Here is a 21,078-nt window from a genome sequence, read left to right on the forward strand (position 1 = left end):
CGCGACGGGGCGCGGGGGCGAGGGACGGGGTCACATGAGGGGCGTCAGGAAGCGGCGCAGGGCCTCCTCGTAGGCCTGCGGGTCGGCGTTCCACATCGCTCCGTGGGGCGCGTTGCCGACGGTGTAGAGGGCGACCATGTCGGGGCGCGCGTCGGCGAGGTGGCGGGAGAACCGCCAGGGAGCCACCATGTCGTCCGGGCCGTGGAAGACGAGCGCCGGGATGTGGAGCCCGTCGAACGGGGTCGGGCCCGCGACGCCGTCGTCGTACAGGCCGGTGCGGCCCTGGGCGGCGCGGACCGCGAGGGGCAGCAGCGCGCCCGGGGTGCGGCGGGCCGCGGCGAGGGCGCGCAGGGTGGTCTGCCAGCTGAGCACCGGGGAGTCCAGGACCAGCCCCGAGACGCGGTCGCGCAGCCCCGAGTGCGCGGCGGCGCGCAGGGCCATGGTGGCGCCGGTGGACCAGCCGTGCAGGACGACCTGCCGGGCGCCGTGGCGCACGGCGTAGCGGATCGCCGCGTCGAGGTCGCGCCACTCGGTCTCGCCGAGGTGGTTCAGGCCGTCGGGCCTGCGGGGTGCGCCCAGGTCGCCGCGGTAGGCGAGGGCGAGCACCGGGAAGCGGCTGCGGTGCAGGAACTCCATGACGTTCATGGCCAGTTCCCGTGTGGCGCCCAGGCCGTGCACGGCGATCACCCAGGTGTCCCGTGCGCCGGGCACGAACCAGGCGGGCAGGGCGCCGAGTTCGCCGTGGATGTCGACGTCGGCGTGTTCGAGGCCGAGGGCGGCGCTGGGGTTGCCGACGTACACGTTCGCGGTGAGCCAGGCCTTGTCGCCGGCCTTCAGGGTGCCGTGCGTGACGCTCTCCAGGCGGCGTACGACGGTGTCGGCGGTGTGCGGGGCGGTGTCCAGTACGGGGCCGACCACCGCGTGGGAGCCGTCGCCGGAGAGGCCGTAGCGGCCGGGCCGCAGGGCGGCCAGGTCCCGGGTGAGGGTGATCTGCCCGGCGGCGGTGCCGTGCACGGTGAGCCGGGGTTCGGTGGGCAGTGGCCTGCCGGGAGGCGCCTTGAGCGCGGCGTCGCTGGCGAACCGGCCGGCGGCCACGGCGGCCGCACCGGCCCCGATCACGGCGGTGGCGGCAGCGGCCGCCGCTCTGACAGTGCGCACGGCTCCAGTGTCCCGTCGGACCGGGCGAGGGACCAGTGGGCGGGGGCGGTGGGGTGACGAGCGGCGGGGTGGGGGCGGCTGCGGGGGCGGTGGTGGCTGTCGGGGTGTTGCGGCGGAGGCATCATCACGGGCATCGGTGATCGCGTTGCGCCTGACGCCGGGTGGGGGTCGGGGCCGCGCCGGGGGGTGTCCGTCCTCGGATTGGCGCGATGGACTTGCGAACCGGCTCACTGTCCGTTGACGCGCCAACCACTGCGGGCGGACACCCCCCGACACGTCCCCTTGCGTACGTCGGCGGGTGCGGGCCGGGTGGCCGGAGGAGCGGTGGCCGCGGCCTTGGGCCGGGATGCCGGTAACCCACGGAGCGATGGCCACGCTCGTGGCGGGACGCCGGTGGTCGGGGGGTGTGGGGGGCGGGGGGCAGTGGGGCCGGGAGGGCGGGTCAGCCGCGCTGGCCGTAGTCGCGCAGCCGGTTCTGTACCTCTGTCAGTTGTTCCGTGGACAGCAGGCTCGGGGACAGGCCCGGGACCGATGTGGCGGTCAGCCACAGCCGGCACATCCATTCCAGCTGGGCGGTCCGGTCGTAGGCCTGGTCCAGTGACGCGCCGTAGGTGATCGTGCCGTGGTTCTGGAGGAGGCAGCCGGAGCGGTCGGCGAGGGCGCGGAGCATGTTCTCGGCCAACTCGTCGCTGCCGTACGTCGCATACGGGGCAACTCGGACGGGTCCGCCGAGCGCGGCGGCCATGTAGTGGATCAGCGGGAGCTCGCTCACGAGGGTCGAGACGGCCGTCGCGTGCACGGCATGGGTGTGGACGACGGCGCGGGCGCCGGTCGTGCGGTAGACGGCGAGATGCATGGGCAGCTCGCTGGTCGGGACGAGCGTGCCGAGGACCCGCCGGCCGTCGAGGTCGACCCCGGTGACGTCGTCCGGCGCCAGCCGGTCGTAGGGCACGCCCGACGGCGTGACCAGGACGGTGTCCCCGACGCGCACCGAGACGTTGCCGGACGTTCCGACGACGAGCCCGTCGCCGACCGTCCGGCGGGCCGTCGCGACGAGGTCCTCCCAGGCGCGCGCCTCCTCGGGGCGCACACCCTTCCGCCGCGACTCCCCCGCATCCTGTCCGCCGCCTCGGACGTCCCCCGTGCCCCGCTCGTCGCCTCGCTCCTCAGCCATGCGGCGATCCTGCCAGGCAGCCCTTCAACGCGCCGCTGGGCGGGGGCACTTTAGGCCGGAAACCGAGCATGCGTAAGGGCGCATACCCGCACAAACTCGCCATGGATCTCTCTTGGCCGGAGATCATCGGACATTCAACAGCCCTCCAGTACTCTCTGGGGGATTTGCCGTGCACGTCGCCATTCCGGGGGGAATCACATGGCCCGTGACCACATATCGACCCGCCGCCGCGGCCGCTTACTGGCGGTCTCCGCCGCGGCACTCGCGCTGGGAGGGACCTCGCTCGCGGAGTTCCCGGCCACGGCGGCGAGCCGCCCGAAGGGGCACGACGTCTCGTCCCACCAGAAGAACGTCGACTGGCGGAGCGCGAAGGCGAAGGGCGCCAGATTCGTCTACGTCAAGGCGACCGAGTCCACCACCTACCGCAACCCCTACTTCAGCCGGCAGTACAACGGCTCACGCGCGGCGGGCCTCGTCCGCGGCGCCTACCACTTCGCGCTGCCGAACAGGTCGTCGGGCCGGGCGCAGGCGGCCCACTTCGTACGCAACGGCGGCAGTTGGAGCGCGGACGGCTGGACGCTGCCGCCGGCGCTCGACATCGAGTACAACCCGTACGACAAGAAGCACAAGTGCTACGGCCTGAGCAAGGCCGGGATGGTCAACTGGATCAAGTCGTTCAGCGACGAGATCAAGCGGCTCACCGGCCGCCGCCCGGTGATCTACACGACCACCCACTGGTGGAACACGTGCACGGGCAACAGCCGTGCGTTCGCCGCGCATCACCCCCTGTGGGTCGCCCGCTACAACGCGGCGAGCGCGGGACCCCTGCCGGCCGGCTGGTCCTCCTGGACCTTCTGGCAGTACGACAACGGCGACGGCACCCTCCCGGGTGATCAGAATCTCTTCGGCGGGTCACTCGATCGACTGAAACAGTTCGCCAGGGGCACATGATCGTTGGGGCGCAAGGGCCGTCGCACCAGGGCGGAATGACGGACCCCTGTTGCGGACACCCCTGCGCCCCTCCCAGTTCATCTTCCGTTCACTCGGGTTACCTACGTTCGTCCCGCCAACGACGCCGAACGATTGCCTGGGTAAATGGAAAGCTTCTCGCTGATCCTCGCGATTGTGGTGGTAACCGCACTTGCGTTCGATTTCACGAACGGTTTCCACGACACCGCGAACGCGATGGCCACGACCATTTCCACGGGCGCCATGAGACCGAAGATCGCGGTGGCCATGTCCGCGGTGCTCAACCTGGTCGGCGCCTTCCTGTCCGTCGAAGTCGCGAACACGATCTCCAAAGGCCTCGTCGACGAGGCCGGCATCCGTCCCGAGGTCATCTTCGCCGCCCTGGTCGGCGCGATCCTCTGGAACCTGCTGACCTGGCTCGTCGGTCTGCCGTCCAGTTCGTCGCACGCCCTGATGGGCGGCCTGATCGGCGCCACGATCGCCTCGGCGGGCGTCGGCGCGGTGCACGGTGACGTCCTGGTCACCAAGGTGCTGATCCCGGCGGTCGCCGCCCCGCTGGTCGCGGGCATCGCCGCACTGCTCGCCACGCGGTTGACGTACTCCCTCGGCAAGAAGGCCGACGGCGACGCCTCCAAGAAGGGCTACCGGGCCGGCCAGATCGCCTCCGCGGGCCTGGTCTCGCTGGCCCACGGCACCAACGACGCCCAGAAGACGATGGGTGTCATCACCCTGGCCCTGGTCGCCGGCGGCGCCGTCGCCCCCGACTCCGACCCGCCCATGTGGGTCATCCTCTCGGCGGGTATCGCCATCGCGCTCGGCACCTACCTCGGCGGCTGGCGCATCATCCGCACCATGGGCAAGGGCCTGACCGACCTCCAGCCGCAGCAGGGCTTCGCCGCCCAGACCAGCGCGGCGACGGTCATCCTGGCCTCCTCGCACCTCGGCTTCTCCCTCTCCACCACCCACTCCGTGTCCGGCGCGGTGATGGGCGCGGGGCTCGGCCGCAAGGGCGGCGTGGTCCGCTGGTCGACGGCGACGCGGATGTTCGTCGCCTGGGGTCTGACGCTGCCGGCGGCGGCCCTGGTGGGCGCGCTCGCCGAGTACGTGACCGGCTTCGGGAACTGGGGCACGGCGGTCGTGGCGGTCTTCCTGGTCGCCTCCAGCGCGGTGATCTGGAAGCTGTCGCGCCGCGAGGTCGTCGACCACACCAACGTCAACGAGGTCGACGAGGAGCCGGCCGGTGTCGTGACCACCGCGATCGCCGCGGTGACGCCGCCTCCGGCGGGCCCGTCCGAGGAACTGGCCGCCACCATCCCGGCCCAGGCCCAGCCCTCTGCCGACCGGAAGCCCTCCACCACGACCACCTCGGTCTGATCCCGCCCACCCGGTGACAAGGAAGAATCTCTGAGATGAAGATCGACTGGGCGACCCTCGGCTCCGTCTTCGGCGTCAGCCTCGTGGCCACCGTGATCCTCGTCGGCCTGTTCACCCTCGGCATCACGGGCCTGTCGCGCCGTGAGCGGGCGGTGGCGGCGGGCGGGTCCGCGGGGCTCGCGGTGACGGGGGCGTACGCGTGCTTCGCGGCGTGCGCGGCGGCTGTGGGGTACGGGATCTATCTGATCGTGGCCTGACCACGATCGTCCGTCACCGGGCGGCACGGGGCTTCGGTCCCGGGCCGCCCGGTCGCCGTGTGCGGGGCAGCCGTCGGCACCCCCTGCGAGGCGGGCGGTGTGGGCTTGTCCACACTCTCCTCTCGCAGGTCAACGGCAAGTTGACGGCTGTTCGCGGCCGTGGTGGACTGCCGGGGCCAATACGGCGGCAGGAGAGGAAGCCGGTGGAAGTCCGGCGCGGTCCCGCCACTGTCACCGGGGTAACAACCCCCCGGGAGCCAGGAACTCTCACCGCCGGTCTCGTCGAACCAGGGCGTGGACACCCTGAGTGAGGACATATCGCCATGCTCGGCTGCCGATCGAGGGTCAGTACTCCACCGTTGTCCGCCGCCAAGGCCGGCTGAGCCCATGGGTGCCGGTCGCGTCCACGCGTACGGTGCCGCCGTCGGTCTGATCGGTGATCTGCTGCTCGGAGATCCTCGCCGGGGGCATCCGGTCGCCGCGTTCGGGCGGGCCGCGGGTGCGGTGGAGCGGGTGTTGTGGCGGGACCACCGGGGATGGGGCGCGCTGCACACCGTGGTGTGCGCGGGCGGGGCCGTCGCGCTGGGGGCCGTCGCCGCGCGTGCGGTGCGCAGGTCCGCCCCCGCGTCGATCGGACTGACCGCTGTCGCCACCTGGGCCGTCGTCGGGGGGACTTCGCTCGCGCGGGAGGCGCAGGTCATCGGACGCGCCCTGGAGGCCGGGGACGTCGAAGCGGCCCGTGCGCGGCTGCCGCATCTGTGCGGACGGGATCCACAGGCACTCGACGCCGACGGGATCGCCCGGGCCGTCGTCGAGTCCGTCGCGGAGAACACCTCCGACGCCGTCGTGGGGGCGCTCGTGTGGGGGGCCGTGGGCGGCGTGCCCGGGCTTCTCGGGTTCCGGGCCGTCAACACCCTCGACGCCATGGTCGGGCACAAGTCGGCCCGGTACCGGCGCTACGGGTGGGCCTCCGCGCGGCTGGACGATGTCGCGGGGTGGCCCGGGGCCCGGCTGACCGCCGTGCTCGCGGCCGTGGCCGGGGGCGATCCACGGGGAGCCGTGGCGGCCTGGCGTGCCGATGCCGCCAAGCATCCGAGTCCCAACGCCGGGCCCGTGGAGGCCTCGTTCGCGGGGACGCTCGGGGTGCGGCTCGGCGGGACCCTGTCCTACGGCGGGCGGGTCGAGCACCGGCCCGTACTCAACGGCGCGGGGCGCGGCGTCACGACCCGGGACATCGAACGGGCCGCACGGCTGTCCAGGCGTGTCGGCTGGCTCGCGCTCGGCGTCTGTGCCGCCGCGCGCCACATCGTGAAGGGGCGTACGTCATGACGGGCGGGGGGCTTCTCGTCGCCGGTACCACCTCCGACGCCGGCAAGAGCGTCGTGACCGCCGGGATCTGCCGGTGGCTGGTGCGGCGGGGCGTCAAGGTCGCGCCGTTCAAGGCGCAGAACATGTCGCTGAACTCGTTCGTGACGCGGGAGGGCGCCGAGATCGGGCGGGCGCAGGCCATGCAGGCGCAGGCGTGCCGTGTGGAGCCGACCGCGCTGATGAATCCCGTGCTGCTCAAGCCCGGCGGCGAGCAGAGCAGTCAGGTCGTGCTGCTGGGCAAGCCGGTCGGGGAGATGAGTGCGCGCGGGTACCACGGCGGGCGGCAGCAGCGGCTGCTCGGGACCGTGCTCGACTGCCTTGAGCAACTGCGGGGCACGTATGACGCGGTGATCTGTGAGGGGGCCGGTTCTCCCGCCGAGATCAATCTGCGACGGACGGACATCGTCAACATGGGGATCGCCCGGGGCGCCGGGCTCCCCGTGCTCGTCGTCGGCGACATCGACCGGGGCGGGGTCTTCGCCTCGTTCTTCGGGACCGTAGCCCTGCTGTCCCGCGAGGACCAGGACTGTGTCGCCGGGTTCCTAGTGAACAAGTTCCGCGGGGACGTCTCCCTGCTGGAGCCGGGGCTCGACATGCTCCACGGCCTCACCGGGCGGCAGACGTACGGCGTTCTGCCCTTCCGGCACGGGCTCGGGATCGACGAGGAGGACGGGCTGCGCGTCTCCCTGCGGGGGACGGTCCGCGAGTCCGTCGTCGCCCCGCCGGTCGGCGAGGACGTGCTGCGCGTCGCCGTCTGCGCGGTCCCGCTCATGTCCAACTTCACGGATGTCGACGCGCTGGCCGCCGAACCCGGTGTCGTCGTGCGGTTCGTGGACCGGCCGGAGGAACTCGCCGACGCCGACCTCGTCGTCGTGCCGGGGACCCGCGGGACCGTCCGTGCCCTGGAGTGGCTAAGGGAGCGCGGGCTGGCCGACGCGCTGGCGCGCAGGGCCGCCGAGCAGCGGCCCGTCCTCGGCATCTGCGGCGGCTTCCAGATCCTCGGCGAGCACATCGAGGACGACGTCGAGAGCCGCAGGGGCCAGGTCGACGGGCTCGGGGTCCTGCCCGTGCGGGTGCGGTTCGCCCGCGAGAAGACCCTCACCCGGCCGACGGGCGAGGCCCTCGGGGAGCACGTCGAGGGCTACGAGATCCACCACGGCGTCGCCGACGTCACCGGCGGCGACACGTTCATCTCTGATGACAAAGGACGCGGCCTGGACGGTTGCCGGGTCGGCCAGACCTGGGGCACGCACTGGCACGGCTCGCTGGAGTCGGACGGATTCCGGCGTGCCTTCCTGCGCGAGGTGGCGGACGCCGCCGGACGCCGCTTCGTACCGGCGCCGGACACCTCGTTCGCCGCGCTGCGCGAGGAGCAGCTCGACCGGCTCGGCGACCTGATCGAACAGCACGCGGACACGGACGCGCTGTGGCGGCTCATCGAGTCCGGCGCGCCGAAGGGGCTGCCCTTCGTCCCGCCGGGAGCGCCCAGATGAGGACCATGGCGGTGGGGTCGGCCGCCCAGTTGAGGACCGTGGCGGTGGGGCCGACCGCCCGCACGGCGAGCGCGGGCCACCTGAGACGCTGGACCGGCTGCCCGACCCCCGGCTGTCTGATCCACCCGCGACCCGACAGCCGTCCGCGACCCGACATCCACCCGCAACTCGAAGGCGACTTGGAGGACGACGAAAAGTGACCACCCCCTTTCCGTTCACGGCCGTGGTCGGCCAGGACGATCTGCGGCTCGCGCTGCTGCTGAACGCCGTGTCACCGGCGGTCGGCGGTGTGCTGGTGCGCGGCGAGAAGGGCACGGCCAAGTCGACGGCCGTGCGGGCGCTCTCGGCGCTCATGCCGGAGGTGGACGTCGTCTCCGAGTGCCGCTTCTCCTGCGACCCCGGCTCGCCCGACCCCGGCTGCCCGGACGGGCCGCATGAGCCCGGGGGTTTCGCCTCCCGGCCGGCCCGCATGGTCGAGCTGCCCGTCGGCGCCTCCGAGGACCGGCTGGTGGGCGCGCTGGACATCGAACGGGCGCTGTCCGAGGGCGTGAAGGCCTTCGAGCCCGGCCTGCTCGCCGACGCGCACCGCGGCATCCTCTACGTCGACGAGGTCAACCTCCTCCATGACCACCTGGTCGACCTGCTGCTGGACGCGGCCGCGATGGGCGCCTCGTACGTGGAGCGTGAGGGCGTCTCCGTGCGGCACGCCGCCCGCTTTCTGCTGGTCGGCACCATGAACCCCGAAGAGGGCGAGCTGCGGCCGCAGTTGCTCGACCGGTTCGGGCTGACCGTCGAGGTCGCGGCCTCGCGGGAGCCCGAGCAGCGCGTCGAGGTCGTACGGCGGCGGCTGGCGTACGACGACGACCCGGCCGCCTTCGCCGCCCGCTGGGCCGAGGAGGAGGCCGACGTACGGGCCCGGATCGTGGCCGCGAAGAAGCTGCTGCCGTCGGTGCGGCTGGGCGACGACGCGCTGCGGCAGATCGCGGCGACCTGTGCGGCCTTCGAGGTGGACGGCATGCGTGCCGACATCGTGATGGCCCGGACGGCCACCGCGCTGGCGGCCTGGGCCGGTCGTACGGACGTGCTCTCCGAGGACGTACGCCAGGCCGCGCTGCTCGCGCTGCCGCACCGGCGGCGCCGCAACCCCTTCGACGCGCCGGGTCTTGACGAGGACAAGCTGGACGAGACCCTGGAGGAGTTCTCCGGGGACGACGACCCGGACCCGGATCTCGACCCGGACCCGGACTCGGGGCCGGACGGGCCCGGCGGGGGCGGTGGACAGCCGGCCCCCGACGACGGGCCCCGGGGCGGTGACCAGGAGGCCCGGCCGGAGGCCGAGCAGGACGGGCAGCCGCAGCCGCAGCCGTCGGGAGCCGGCGAACAGTCGGCCGCCCGCGCTTCCGAACCCTTCCGGACCAAGGTGCTGAGCGTGCCCGGACTCGGCGAGGGTGCCGCCGGGCGGCGTTCGCGGGCCCGGACCGAGCACGGCCGGACCACGGGCGCCCGGCGGCCGAAGGGCTCCCTCACCAAGCTGCACCTGGCGGCGACCGTGCAGGCCGCGGCCCCGCACCAGCGGGCGCGCGGGCGGTCCGGGCCGGGACTCGTGGTGCGCCGCGACGATCTGCGGCAGGCCACCCGCGAGGGCCGCGAGGGCAACCTCGTGCTGTTCGTCGTGGACGCCTCCGGGTCGATGGCGGCACGGCAGCGGATGAGCGCCGTGAAGGGTGCCGTGCTGTCGCTGCTGCTGGACGCGTACCAGCGGCGGGACAAGGTGGGTCTGGTGACCTTCCGGGGGTCGGGCGCGGAGGTCGCGCTGCCGCCGACCTCGTCCGTGGACGCGGCGGCGGCCCGGCTGGAGTCGCTGCCGACCGGCGGCCGTACCCCGCTGTCCGCCGGGCTGCTGCGCGCGCACGACGTGCTGCGGGTGGAGCGGCTACGCGATCCCGCAAGGCGTCCGCTGGTCGTGGTGGTGACGGACGGGCGGGCCACCGGCGGCCCGGAGCCGGTCGCCCTGGCCGGGCGTGCGGCGCGGCTGTTCGCGGCCGACGGCGTCGCGTCCGTCGTCGTGGACTGCGAGTCGGGTCCGGTGCGGCTGGGGCTCGCCGGGCAGCTCGCGGGTGACCTGGGCGGCACCGCCGTGACGCTGGACGAACTGCGGGCCGACTCCATCGCCGGGCTGGTCAAGGATGTGCAGGGTACTTCGAGGAGGGCCGCGTAATGCCGCAGGGACAGCCGAGTGTCGTTCCGGACGACGGACTGACGACCCGACAGCGCCGGAACCGGCCGCTCGTCTTCGTGCACACGGGCGTCGGCAAGGGCAAGTCCACCGCCGCCTTCGGGCTCGCGCTGCGGGCCTGGAACCAGGGGTGGCCGATCGGGGTGTTCCAGTTCGTCAAGTCGGCGAAGTGGAAGGTCGGCGAGGAGAACGCGCTGCGCGTGCTCGGGGCGTCCGGTGAGGGCGGGTCCGTCGACTGGCACAAGATGGGCGAGGGCTGGTCGTGGGTGCAGCGCGACGGGCAGATGGACAACGAGGAGAAGGCCCGGGAGGGCTGGGAGCAGGTCAAGCGTGACCTGGCGGCCGAGACATACAAGCTGTATGTGCTGGACGAGTTCGCCTACCCGCTGCACTGGGGCTGGATCGACACGGACGAGGTCGTGGAGGTGCTGCGGAACCGGCCCGGGACCCAGCATGTCGTGATCACCGGGCGGAACGCGCCGGAGAAGCTCGTCGACTTCGCCGACCTCGTGACCGACATGTCCAAGGTGAAGCACCCCATGGACGCCGGGCAGAAGGGGCAGAGGGGCATCGAGTGGTGATGTCCTCGTCCGTCCCACGGCTGGTCGTCGCCGCGCCTGCTTCCGGCAGCGGCAAGACCACCGTGGCCACGGGGCTGATGGCCGCGTTCGCCGCGCGGGGACTCGCCGTGTCCCCGCACAAGGTCGGGCCGGACTACATCGACCCCGGGTATCACGCGCTCGCGAGCGGGCGCGTGGGACGGAACCTCGACGCTTATCTGTGCGGACCGGAGCTGGTCGGGCCGTTGTTCCTGCACGGGGCGCGGGGGTGTGACATCGCCGTCGTCGAGGGCGTGATGGGGCTGTTCGACGGGGCGGCCGGCGAGGGCGAGCTGGCGTCCACGGCTCATGTCGCGAAGTTGCTGCGGGCGCCGGTGGTGCTGGTCGTCGACGCGTCGTCGCAGTCCCGGTCGGTGGCCGCGCTGGTGCACGGGTTCACCACCTGGGACCCGGAGGTGCGGGTCGGGGGCGTGATTCTGAACAAGGTCGCGACGGACCGGCACGAGTGGCTGCTGCGGGAGGCCATGGAGCAGGTCGGGGTGCCGGTGCTCGGGGTGCTGCGGCGGGCGCCGCAGGTGGACACGCCGTCGCGGCATCTGGGGCTGGTGCCGGTCGCCGAGCGGCGCGAGGAGGCGGTCGACGCGGTCGCGGCCATGGCCCAGCAGGTCTCCGAGGGGTGCGACCTGGACGCGTTGATGCGGCTGGCCCGGGGCGCGGGCGCGTTGTCCTGCGGGGCCTGGGACGCCGCCGAGGCGGTGTCCTCGGCCGGCCACCGGCCGACGCGGTCACACGAGTCACCCCGGCCTCGGGTCGCCGTGGCCGGTGGTGAGGCGTTCACCTTCTCCTACGCCGAACACACCGAGCTGCTCACCGCCGCCGGGGCCGAGGTCGTGCCCTTCGATCCGCTGCGGGACGAGGAACTGCCCGAAGACACAAGCGGGTTGGTGATCGGGGGCGGGTTCCCGGAGATGTACGTCTCCGAGCTGTCGGCCAACGAACCCCTGCGCAAGGCCGTCGCCGGGCTGGCCGAGAGCGGCGCCCCGGTCGCCGCCGAGTGCGCGGGGCTGCTGTATCTGTGCCGGGAGCTGGACGGGCAGCCGATGTGCGGGGTGCTGGACGCCGGGGCGCGGATGACGCGGCGGCTCACCCTGGGGTACCGGGACGCCGTGGCGCTCGGCGACAGTGCGCTCGCGGCGGCGGGGACCCGGATGCGGGGCCACGAGTTCCACCGGACCGCCGTGGAGCCCGGCTCGGGGCCGGATCCCGCCTGGGGGTTCCGGACCCCGGAGCGGCGGGTCGAGGGGTTCGTACGGCGCGGTGTGCACGCGAGTTATCTGCACACGCACTGGGCGTCCGAGCCCGGTGTCGCGCTCCGGTTCGTGGAGAGGTGCCGGACGTCATGAGCGGCAGGCTGGTCGGCGTCGGGATCGGGGCGTCGCGGGGTGTCTCCGTCGAGGAGGTGCTCGGACTTGTCGAGGACACCCTGCGGGAGGCCGGACTGTCCGCGGCGTGCGTCGCCGAGCTCGCCACCGTCGACGCCAAGGCGGAGGAGCCGGGCGTCGTGGAGGCCGCGCGGCGGCTCGGGGTGCCCCTGGTGACCTACTCCGCCGGGGAACTGGCGGAGGTCGAGGTGCCGCACCCGTCCGACGCGCCGCTCACCGCCGTCGGCACCCCGTCGGTGGCCGAGGCCGCCGCACTCGCCGGCGGAGGTGAACTCCTGGTATCCAAGCGGAAGTCGGCCGCGAGCCCCGCGAGGGCGACCTGTGCCGTCGTGCGGCGGCCGGGGGTGGCCGGGCTCCGGCCGGACACCTCACGCGACATCGAGACGGCCGGGGCCGGGATCACCCGCCGCGAGACCGCCGACCATCCCAAGGGCGCCGAGCCGGGTTCCGGCCCGACCCGTCCGGCCGGGTCCGAAGCCGCGCTCAACGTCCCGCCGTACCACCCCACTGCCGCCGAGGAGCACCTGTGACCATCCCGCCCGCCCTGCTCATCGCCGGCCAAGGCACCTCCCGTGACGACACCGGATCCGAGGCGTTCCGCGCGTTCGTACGGCAGCTGGAGGCCCGGCGCCCCGAACTGCCCGTCGCGGGCGGCCTCGTCGAGCCCTCGTGGCCGCCGCTGGGCGACGCCGTCACCGAGCTGGTGGAGCGGGGCGTACGGCACGTCACCGCCGTTCCGCTGACGCTGCTGCCCGCCGGGCACGCCCAGGGCGGCATCCGGGCGGCCCTGGCCCGTGAGCAGGAGCGGCACCCCGGGATCTCGTACACGTACGGTCCCCCGCTCGGCTCGCACCCGGTGCTGCTGGACGTGCTGGAACGTCGGGTGGACGAGGCGCTGGGCGGTGCCGCGGGGCGCAGGCCGGGTGACCGGGCCGATGTGACGGTGCTGCTGGTGGGGCCCGGGTCCTCGGACCCCGACGCCAACGCCGAGGTGCACCGGGCGGCGCGGCTGCTGTGGGAGGGCCGCGGGTACGCGGGGGTCGAGACGGCGTTCGCGTCGCTGGCGGCGCCGGACGTGCCGAACGGGCTCGACCGGTGCGTGCGGCTGGGGGCCCGGCGGATCGTGGTCCTGCCGTACTTCCTGTTCACCGGCGTCCAGCCGGACCGGGTGCGGCAGGCGACGGAGGGCTGGGCGGAGGCGTACCCCGGGATCGAGGTGCGCTCGGCCGGCGTCATCGGTCCGGAGCCGGAGCTGCTGGACCTGGTGTGGGAGCGGTACGAGGAGGCCGCCGGGGGCCACCACGCGCCCGGGCACTCCCACCAGGGGGCGCACTCGCATGCGCACTGAGAGCGGGCACGATCTGCGGCACCACGGGGACGCGGAGGTCCGGGACGACGGCGGCTCGCTCGTCGATCTGGCCGTGAACGTCCGGGCCGGCACGCCTCCGGTGTGGCTGCGGGAGCACATCGCCGCGTCGCTGGACGGGCTCGCGGCCTACCCCGACGGGCGGGCCGCACGGGCGGCGGTGGCGGAGCGGCACGGGCTGCCGGTGCAGCGGGTGCTGCTGACGGCGGGCGCGGCGGAGGCGTTCGTGCTGCTGGCGCGGGCGCTGAAGGTGCAGCGGCCGGTCGTCGTCCACCCGCAGTTCACGGAGCCGGAGGCGGCGCTGCGGGACGCGGGGCACACGGTCGGCCGGGTGCTGCTGCGCGCGGAGGACGGCTTCCGGCTGGACCCGGCGGCCGTCCCCGAGGACGCGGACCTGGTGGTGATCGGCAATCCCACGAACCCGACGTCGGTGCTGCATCCGGCGGAGGCGATCGCCGGGCTCGCCCGTCCCGGGCGGGTGCTGGTCGTGGACGAGGCGTTCATGGACGCGGTGCCGGGCGAACGCGAGGCCCTGGCGGGCCGCGTCGACGTCCCCGGTCTGGTGGTGCTGCGCAGCCTGACCAAGACCTGGGGGCTGGCCGGGCTGCGCGTCGGGTACGTGCTGGCGGCGCCCGAGACCGTCGAGGACCTGGAGCGGGCGCAGCCGCTGTGGCCGGTGTCGACACCGGCGCTGGCCGCGGCGCGGGGGTGCGTGGGACCCCGGGGCGTGGCCGAGGCGGCCCACGCCGCCCACCGCGTCGCGGCGGACCGCGCTCACCTGGTGGCCGGCCTCGCGCGGTTCGCCGCGGCGGGGTTGCGGGTGGCCGGGCCGGCGGAGGGCCCGTTCCTCCTGATCCGCCTGCCGCACGCGGCGGCCGTACGCCGCCGCCTGCGCGACCTCGGCTACGCCGTGCGCCGCGGCGACACGTTCCCCGGCCTGGACGAGGAGTGGCTCCGTCTCGCGGTGCGGGACCGGACGACGACGGACGGGTTCCTGCGGGCACTGGAGCACGCGCTGACGGGCTGACGGGCACGCGTCGGCCCGTCGGGCTCGCCGAGCTGTCGAACGGCCTCGGCAGGCGGCTGCCCGGCCTGGGCGGCCCCGTTGGCTCCGCCTCGGTCGGTGTGCCGGGAACCGTCCGGGCGGGTCGGCAGGGCAGCGCGCGGTCCGGGCCCTGCGCCCGCCCAGGAACGGCACTCCGTCCCCGCGCCCCGGAAGGTCAGCCCCGGCGGCGTGCCAGGGCCACCGCTCCCCCGCCCACGGCGAGCAGGGCGATCGCGCCGCCCATGATGTACGGGGTCGTAGAGCTGCCGCCGGTCTCGGCCAGGCCCTCCCCGGCGGGTGCGCCCTGCGGCTCGATCTCGGCGGGGGCGTCGGACGGTTCGGCGGACCGCTCGGCCGGCGGCTGTGCGGCGGGCGCGTCCTTCGGGGTCTCGCAGGTCGCCTCGGCCAGGGTGAGCGTGCCGTTCACCTCGGCCACGTTCAGCTTCAACGGGTTGACGGACACCGTGAGTTCGAGGGCGGTGGCGGCGGCCGTCCGGGACGTCGTCCGGGTCTTGGAGAGGTCCAGGCGTACATCACCGACGCCCGGCACCTTGACGTCCGTCGGGCCGCCGGCGGTCAGGGTGACGCGCTTGCCGAGCACGGTCACCGAGCCGGGCAGGTCGGTCGTGGCGACCGGCTTCTTCCCGGCCTCGCAGACGGCCTTCGAGGTGACCTGCTCGATCTCGACGACCGACAGCAGCGGCAGGCCGGGGACATGGACGCGGGCACGGGCCAGGGTAGTGCTCCCCTCGGCCTTCGTGGCGGTCGCGGTGGCTCTCGCCTCGGCCGCGTCCGCGCGCAGCACACTGAAGGGCTGTCCGCCGTTCACCCCGTCCAGGCGGGCGGTCAGCGCCGTCTTCTCCGCGCTCCGCGGGGCCTGGACCTCGTTGAGGGAGACGGCGAGCGGAGCCTCGACCGACTTGTTCAGCAGGGAGACATCGAGGCCGGTGCGCAGGACGACGGCGCTCGCACGGCCGTGGTCGCCGGTGGCGTGCGCCGGGCTCACGCCGGTCAGTGCCACGGGCCCGGCGGCGAGGGCCGTGGCCGTCGCCACGGTCGCCAGACGGCGTGCGGGCATGCGGAAGGAAGTGCTGTTCACGGTGGGGACTCCAGGAGAGACAGGCTCGGGACCCGGAAAGACTCGCGCAACCGGCGTACGACGTCAGCGATCTGACGCCTCTTCACTCCAACGTGGCGATACCGTGGAAGTTTTCGAATCTCCCGGCACAGGCGTTCCCCGGCGTCACCCTCGCGGCTAGCCGACCACGCGCCCGTTCAGCACCACCCGGCGCGGCGCGGCCAGTACGCGTACGTCGGCCCGGGGGTCCTCGTCGTAGACCACCAGGTCGGCCGGGGCGCCCTCGTCGAGGCCGGGGCGGCCGAGCCAGGTGCGGGCCGTCCAGGTTCCCGCCGCCAGCGCGTCGAGGGGCGGGATACCGGCCGTGACCAGTTCGGCGACCTCGGCCGCCGCCAGGCCGTGGGCGAGGCCGCCGCCGGCGTCGGTGCCGACGAAGACGGGAATACCGGCGTCGTAGGCGCCCCTGACGGTGTCGTAGCGGCGTTCGTGGAGCCGGCGCATATGGGCCGACCAGCGCGGGAACCGGGACTCGCCGCCGTCGGCGAGCTGCGGGAAGGTCGCGATGTTGACCAGGGTCGGCACGATGGCGACGCCCCGTTCGGCGAACAGCGGGATGAGGTCCTCGGTCAGGCCCGTCGCGTGCTCGATGCAGTCGATACCCGCCTCGACGAGGTCCCGCAGGGAGTCCTCCGCGAAACAGTGCGCGGTGACGCGGGCGCCCAGGCGGTGGGCCTCGGCGATCGCGGCCTCGACGGCTCCCCGGGGCCAGCAGGCCGACAGGTCGCCGAGGTCGCGGTCGATCCAGTCGCCGACCAGCTTGACCCAGCCGTCGCCGCGCCGGGCCTCCTGGGCGACGTAGGCGACCAGGTCCTCCGGCTCGATCTCCCAGGCGTAGTTGCGGATGTAGCGGCGGGTGCGGGCGATGTGCCGCCCGGCACGGATGATCTTCGGCAGGTCCTCGCGGTCGTCGACCCAGCGGGTGTCGGAGGGCGAACCCGCGTCGCGGATCAGCAGCGTGCCGGCGTCCCGGTCGGTCAGGGCCTGCTTCTCCGCGACGTCCTGGGGGACCGCGCCGTGCCGGTCGAGTCCCACGTGGCAGTGCGCGTCGACGAGGCCGGGCAGGGCCCACCCCTTGACGGTGCGGATGTCGCGGGCACCGGCGGGACGATCGTAGGAGACGCGGCCGTCCACCACCCACAGTTCGTCGCGGACGTCCTCGGGCCCGACGAGCACCCGTCCCTTCACGTGCAGCACCGTGCGTTCGCTCATGCACCGCACCCTAGTGAGCCGCGGACCTCGGCTGCGAGGGGGGACGTACCCGCCGGTTACCCTCGATGCCGTCGGCCCCGGGCGGATGCCGCCCGCCCCGTGAACGAAGAGAGCCCCACCGTGACGCACCCGTTTCTGGACCTGGCCCCGCTCGGCGCGGAGCGCTTCGCCGCGATCGAGGACCGTGTGGCGCGGCTGCTGAGCACCGAGCAGGACGTCGTGATCATGCAGGGCGAGGCGCTGCTGCCGCTGGAGGGCGCGATCCGTGCCGCGGCCGGGCCGGGGACGACGGCGCTGAACGTCATCACGGGCCCGTACGGGCAGACCTTCGGCGACTGGCTGCGGGACTGCGGTGCCACGGTGGTCGATCTGGCGGTGCCCTTCCACACGGCGGTCACGGCCGAGCAGATCCGGCAGGCCTTCGCCGAGCACCCGGAGATCGGCTTCGTGTCCCTGGTGCACGCGGAGGCGGCGACCGGGAACACCAACCCGGTCGCGGAGATCGGCGAGGTGGTGCGGGCGCACGGGGCGCTGTTCTACCTGGACGCGGTGGCGTCGATCGGTGCCGAGCCGGTGCTGACGGACGCCTGGGGCGTGGATCTGTGCGTGATCGGGGCGCAGAAGGCGATGGGCGGCCCTGCCGGTGTCTCGGCGGTCTCGGTGAGCGAGCGGGCCTGGGCCCGGATGGCGGCGAACCCGCGGGCGCCGCGCCGGTCGTATCTGTCGCTCCTCGACTGGAAGGAGCGCTGGATCGACGGCGGCCGCACGGCGCTGCCGCACGCTCCGGCGCAGTTGGAGATGCTCGGGCTCGAGGCGTGCGTGGAGCGGATCGAGGCGGCGGGGCTGGATGCCGTGATGGCCCGGCACGCCTCCGCCGCGGCGGCCGCGCGGGCCGGGGCGGTCGCGCTCGGTGGCGGGCTGGAGCCGTATGTGTACGAGGCCCGGGACGCGGCGCCCGTCGCCACGACGCTCCGGGCGCCGTCCGGGGTGGTGGCGTCGGAGCTGGTGGCCAGGGCGCTGAAGTCGGACCCGGCCTTGCCGGTCGCCGCCGGTGGGGGTGCGCTGGCCAAGGAGATGATCCGGGTCAACCACTACGGGGCGGATGCGACGCGAGGGGCTGTGCGGGGGAGTCTGGCGGCGCTGGGGGCGGCTCTCTCCGAGCAGGGGTTGAGCGTGGATGTGGAGGGGGCGCTGCGGGCCGTCGAGGAGGCGTGGCGGTAGTCGTCGGCCGGGGGTCTCCGTTCCTCGCCCCCGCCACCCCTTCCCGTCCCTGCCTCCAGGGGCTCCGCCCCTTCGACCCCGCTGGGGTCTGCGCCCCCAGGCCCCCGCTTCGGCCTGGACGGCCTCGTCCTCAAGCGCCGGGCGGGCTGAGTGGCACCGCGGTCGGCCGTGAAGGGCACCCCGATCGGCCGTGACGGGCACCGGACGGGCTGAGTGACACCCCGGTCGGCCGTGCGGGGCGCCGGGCGGGCTGAAAGACGCCGGTCGGTGCCAGTAGCGATGGAGCGATGTCAGTGGCCCCTGCCATGCTCCCCGCATGACCACCGACACATCTGCCGAACACACCCCGACCCTCCCCGACGGCCGCCCCGTGCCGCACCTCAGTGGTGATGAGCGGGCCATGCTCGAGAGCTGGCTGGACTTTCACCGGGCGACGCTGGCGCTGAAGTGCGCGGGTCTTGACGACGCGCAGGTGCGGATCCCTTCGGCCGAGCCGTCCTCGCTGACGCTGCTCGGGCTGGTGCAGCACCTCGCCGAGGTCGAGCGGAACTGGTTCCAGCGGGTCACCGCCGGTCTCGACGCCCCGCCTCTGTTCGAGGACCCGACCGGTTACACGCTGCATCCGGGGCGGGGTCTCGACGAGGCGCTGGGGATCTGGCGGCGGGAGGTCGCGCGCGGGCGGGAGCTGTGTGCGGGGCTGCCGCTGGACCACGTCGGGCGGGTCGCCGAGGGGCCGGTCCCGGGCATGGAGGTCAGTCTGCGATGGGTGCTGATTCACATGATCGAGGAGTACGCACGGCACAACGGTCACGCCGATATCCTGCGGGAACGCATCGACGGAGTGACCGGGGCCTGAATTACACGTGCTTTCCGCTACACCCCGCATGTAAGCTGGCACACATATTAAGAATTCATCAACGAACAGCTTCCCGTATTCTTCTGCCCGCTTTCTTCGGTCCTAAACCCAGAGATTTTGGGGACACTCGGCGAGGAAATTCGGGCAGATCTCGTGGGGATTACATGGCTGTGACGCGTTACACACAGTGACCACTTCGCCCGATATTTCCAGGGCAATACGGGACATCTCGCCGTCTGCACACCCAAAGACTCGCGCCCGCGCGATAACACAGACGTGGCTCATGCGCGACCCCGTCCGGCGATGCGATTTTGAATTTCTCTGGGTAAATTCAATAGGCATGACTGCCGTACAAGCGGACCCGCAAATCGACCGACCCACCGTGGCCGACGGAGCCGCACTGTGGCGGATGGCGAAGGACTCCAAGGTTCTGGACCTGAACTCGTCCTACAGCTATCTGCTGTGGTGCCGCGACTTCGCGGCGACGTCGGCCGTGGCGCGTGACGAGCACGGCGAGCCGATGGGCTTCATCACCGGGTACGTGCGGCCGGACAGCCCGCACACCCTGCTGGTCTGGCAGGTGGCCGTGGACGAGGCCCACCGCGGGCGCGGGCTGGCCGCCACGCTGCTCGACGGTCTGGTCGCCCGGACCGTGGCCGAGCGCGGGGTGACAACCGTGGAGACCACCATCACTCCGGGCAACGCCGCCTCGGAGCGCCTGTTCACATCGTTCGCCGAGCGTCACGGCGCCCGGCTGGAGCGCGAGGTGCTCTTCGACACGGCCGTGTTCCCCGACGGGCCGCACGACCCCGAGGTCCTGTACCGCATCGGTCCGCTGCCCCACTGAGACTTCCCGTCCCACCCACTCCCGCTGACTTCCCCACGTACCGAGGAGCGATTCGTCGTGACCATCACCCAGCCCGACCTGAGTGTCTTCGAGACCGTTGAGTCCGAGGTGCGCAGCTACTGCCGCGGCTGGCCCACCGTCTTCGACCGCGCCGTGGGCAGCCGTATGTACGACGAGGACGGCCATGAGTACCTCGACTTCTTCGCCGGAGCGGGGTCACTGAACTACGGGCACAACAACCCGGTCCTGAAACGCGCCCTGATCGACTACCTGGAGCGTGACGGCGTCACGCACGGGCTCGACATGTCGACCACCGCCAAGCGCACGTTCCTGGAGGCCTTCCAGAACCTGCTGCTGCGGCCGCGTGACCTGCCCTACAAGGTCATGTTCCCGGGCCCGACCGGCACCAACGCCGTGGAGGCCGCGCTGAAGCTGGCGCGGAAGGTGAAGGGGCGCGAGTCGATCGTGTCCTTCACCAACGCCTTCCACGGCATGTCGCTGGGCTCGCTGGCCGTGACCGGCAACGCCTTCAAGCGGGCCGGCGCCGGTATACCGCTGGTGCACGGCACGCCCATGCCGTTCGACAACTACTTCGACGGCACGGTCGAGGACTTCCTGTGGTTCGAGCGACTGCTGGAGGACCAGGGCTCCGGCCTCAACAAGCCGGCCGCCGTGATCGTCGAGACCGTGCAGGGCGAGGGCGGCATCAACGTGGCCCGGCCCGAGTGGCTGCGCGCCCTGTCCGAGCTGTGCGAGCGGCAGGACATGCTGCTGATCGTCGACGACATCCAGATGGGCTGCGGCCGTACCGGCGCCTTCTTCTCCTTCGAGGAGGCGGGCATCGTGCCGGACATCGTCACCGTCTCGAAGTCGATCAGCGGCTACGGCATGCCCATGTCGCTGTGCCTGTTCAAGCCCGAGCTCGACGTCTGGGAGCCCGGCGAGCACAACGGCACCTTCCGCGGCAACAACCCCGCGTTCGTCACGGCCACCGCGACCCTGGAGACGTACTGGGCCGACGGCTCCGCGATGGAGAAGCAGACCCGCAAGCGCGGCGAGCAGGTCGAGCAGGCGCTGATCTCCATCACCGAGGAGAACCTGGCCGACGTGAAGGAGTACCGGGGCCGCGGCCTGGTGTGGGGCCTGGAGTTCCACGACAAGGAGCGCGCGAACAAGGTCGCCAAGCGCGCCTTCGAGCTGGGGCTGCTGATCGAGACGTCCGGTCCCGAGAGCGAGGTCGTCAAGATGCTCCCCGCTCTCACCATCACCCCGGAAGAGCTGGACGAGGGCCTGCGGACGCTGGCCCGCGCCGTCCGAGAGACCGCCTGACACACCAACCGAGCATTACTCACCTAGGAGGCATCG

At 73.0% G+C, this 21,078-nt stretch carries 19 protein-coding genes, 1 pseudogene and 1 riboswitch; of the genes and pseudogenes, 16 read left to right on the forward strand and 4 right to left on the reverse strand.

All coding sequences use genetic code 11. From position 1 onward, the window contains the following. Positions 1–30: 30 nt before the first annotated feature. Positions 31–1,158 (reverse strand): alpha/beta hydrolase, encoded by a 1,128-nt coding sequence (locus tag ACIBK5_RS16325; RefSeq protein WP_399020136.1) that lies wholly within the window; start codon positions 1,156–1,158, stop codon positions 31–33. A 442-nt stretch (positions 1,159–1,600) separates the two neighbouring features. After that, positions 1,601–2,332: a class II aldolase/adducin family protein gene (locus ACIBK5_RS16330; RefSeq protein ID WP_399020138.1), complete on the reverse strand. Its 732-nt coding sequence runs from the start codon at positions 2,330–2,332 to the stop codon at positions 1,601–1,603. Between the two features lie 198 nt (positions 2,333–2,530). Between ACIBK5_RS16330 and ACIBK5_RS16335 the strand changes: the two genes are divergently transcribed. The 12 genes and pseudogenes from ACIBK5_RS16335 to cobC all read left to right on the forward strand — a co-directional run bounded on the left by ACIBK5_RS16335 (position 2,531) and on the right by cobC (position 14,424). Then, complete coding sequence (locus tag ACIBK5_RS16335) at positions 2,531–3,283, forward strand: lysozyme (RefSeq protein WP_399020140.1); 753 nt, start codon at positions 2,531–2,533, stop codon at positions 3,281–3,283. Between the two features lie 144 nt (positions 3,284–3,427). Then, on the forward strand, positions 3,428–4,675 hold the full coding sequence (locus tag ACIBK5_RS16340; protein ID WP_399020142.1) for an anion permease: 1,248 nt from the start codon (positions 3,428–3,430) through the stop codon (positions 4,673–4,675). A gap of 35 nt (positions 4,676–4,710) precedes the next feature. After that, a complete protein-coding gene (locus ACIBK5_RS16345) occupies positions 4,711–4,932 on the forward strand; it encodes a hypothetical protein (RefSeq protein WP_391108494.1) in 222 nt (73 codons plus the stop codon). Positions 4,933–5,078: 146 nt separating this feature from the next. Then, a riboswitch (cobalamin riboswitch) is annotated at positions 5,079–5,219 on the forward strand. Positions 5,220–5,319: 100 nt separating this feature from the next. Further along, positions 5,320–6,261, forward strand: coding sequence for a cobalamin biosynthesis protein (locus tag ACIBK5_RS16350; RefSeq protein ID WP_399020144.1), 942 nt, complete (start codon positions 5,320–5,322; stop codon positions 6,259–6,261). Continuing rightward, positions 6,258–7,793 carry a cobyric acid synthase gene (locus tag ACIBK5_RS16355; protein WP_399020147.1) on the forward strand — a complete coding sequence of 512 codons (1,536 nt, stop codon included), beginning with the start codon at positions 6,258–6,260 and terminating at the stop codon, positions 7,791–7,793. The genes ACIBK5_RS16350 and ACIBK5_RS16355 overlap by 4 nt, the downstream gene beginning before the upstream one ends. After that, entirely contained in the window at positions 7,790–7,993 is a 204-nt protein-coding gene (locus tag ACIBK5_RS16360; RefSeq protein ID WP_399020149.1) for a hypothetical protein, read from the forward strand. Before ACIBK5_RS16355 ends, ACIBK5_RS16360 begins: the two co-directional genes overlap by 4 nt. Continuing rightward, a complete protein-coding gene (locus ACIBK5_RS16365; RefSeq protein WP_399020151.1) occupies positions 7,990–10,011 on the forward strand; it encodes a putative cobaltochelatase in 2,022 nt (673 codons plus the stop codon). Before ACIBK5_RS16360 ends, ACIBK5_RS16365 begins: the two co-directional genes overlap by 4 nt. Then, entirely contained in the window at positions 10,011–10,610 is a 600-nt protein-coding gene (gene cobO / locus ACIBK5_RS16370) for a cob(I)yrinic acid a,c-diamide adenosyltransferase (protein WP_189730307.1), read from the forward strand. Before ACIBK5_RS16365 ends, cobO begins: the two co-directional genes overlap by 1 nt. Beyond that, positions 10,610–11,992, forward strand: a complete 1,383-nt coding sequence (locus ACIBK5_RS16375; protein ID WP_399020154.1) for a cobyrinate a,c-diamide synthase — start codon at positions 10,610–10,612, stop codon at positions 11,990–11,992. The genes cobO and ACIBK5_RS16375 overlap by 1 nt, the downstream gene beginning before the upstream one ends. A gap of 17 nt (positions 11,993–12,009) precedes the next feature. After that, positions 12,010–12,426: pseudogene (locus tag ACIBK5_RS16380) on the forward strand (cobalamin biosynthesis protein); the annotation flags it as partial. A gap of 131 nt (positions 12,427–12,557) precedes the next feature. Further along, the gene (locus tag ACIBK5_RS16385) at positions 12,558–13,379 is read left to right on the forward strand and encodes a sirohydrochlorin chelatase (protein WP_399020156.1); all 822 of its coding nucleotides are present in this window, start codon (positions 12,558–12,560) and stop codon (positions 13,377–13,379) included. Beyond that, positions 13,369–14,424, forward strand: a complete 1,056-nt coding sequence (gene cobC, locus ACIBK5_RS16390; protein ID WP_399020158.1) for an Rv2231c family pyridoxal phosphate-dependent protein CobC — start codon at positions 13,369–13,371, stop codon at positions 14,422–14,424. The genes ACIBK5_RS16385 and cobC overlap by 11 nt, the downstream gene beginning before the upstream one ends. 193 nt (positions 14,425–14,617) lie before the next feature. Here cobC and ACIBK5_RS16395 read toward each other — a convergent pair whose 3' ends face one another. Then, the gene (locus ACIBK5_RS16395) at positions 14,618–15,541 is read right to left on the reverse strand and encodes an SCO1860 family LAETG-anchored protein (protein ID WP_399020159.1); all 924 of its coding nucleotides are present in this window, start codon (positions 15,539–15,541) and stop codon (positions 14,618–14,620) included. A 156-nt stretch (positions 15,542–15,697) separates the two neighbouring features. Then, positions 15,698–16,789, reverse strand: coding sequence for an amidohydrolase family protein (locus ACIBK5_RS16400; RefSeq protein ID WP_399020161.1), 1,092 nt, complete (start codon positions 16,787–16,789; stop codon positions 15,698–15,700). Positions 16,790–16,909: 120 nt separating this feature from the next. Here ACIBK5_RS16400 and ACIBK5_RS16405 point away from each other — a divergent pair, with 120 nt between their 5' ends. The 4 genes from ACIBK5_RS16405 to ectB all read left to right on the forward strand — a co-directional run bounded on the left by ACIBK5_RS16405 (position 16,910) and on the right by ectB (position 21,042). Then, the gene (locus ACIBK5_RS16405) at positions 16,910–18,010 is read left to right on the forward strand and encodes a pyridoxal-phosphate-dependent aminotransferase family protein (RefSeq protein WP_399020162.1); all 1,101 of its coding nucleotides are present in this window, start codon (positions 16,910–16,912) and stop codon (positions 18,008–18,010) included. A gap of 316 nt (positions 18,011–18,326) precedes the next feature. Next, a complete protein-coding gene (locus ACIBK5_RS16410) occupies positions 18,327–18,866 on the forward strand; it encodes a DinB family protein (RefSeq protein WP_399020163.1) in 540 nt (179 codons plus the stop codon). 340 nt (positions 18,867–19,206) lie between these two features. Then, positions 19,207–19,713, forward strand: a complete 507-nt coding sequence (gene ectA, locus ACIBK5_RS16415; RefSeq protein ID WP_399020165.1) for a diaminobutyrate acetyltransferase — start codon at positions 19,207–19,209, stop codon at positions 19,711–19,713. A gap of 57 nt (positions 19,714–19,770) precedes the next feature. Then, positions 19,771–21,042 (forward strand): diaminobutyrate--2-oxoglutarate transaminase, encoded by a 1,272-nt coding sequence (gene ectB, locus ACIBK5_RS16420; RefSeq protein ID WP_215122286.1) that lies wholly within the window; start codon positions 19,771–19,773, stop codon positions 21,040–21,042. Positions 21,043–21,078 lie beyond the last annotated feature (36 nt).

Origin of the sequence: Streptomyces sp. NPDC050546, from assembly GCF_044457425.1 — a bacterium.
GTDB lineage: Bacteria > Actinomycetota > Actinomycetes > Streptomycetales > Streptomycetaceae > Streptomyces.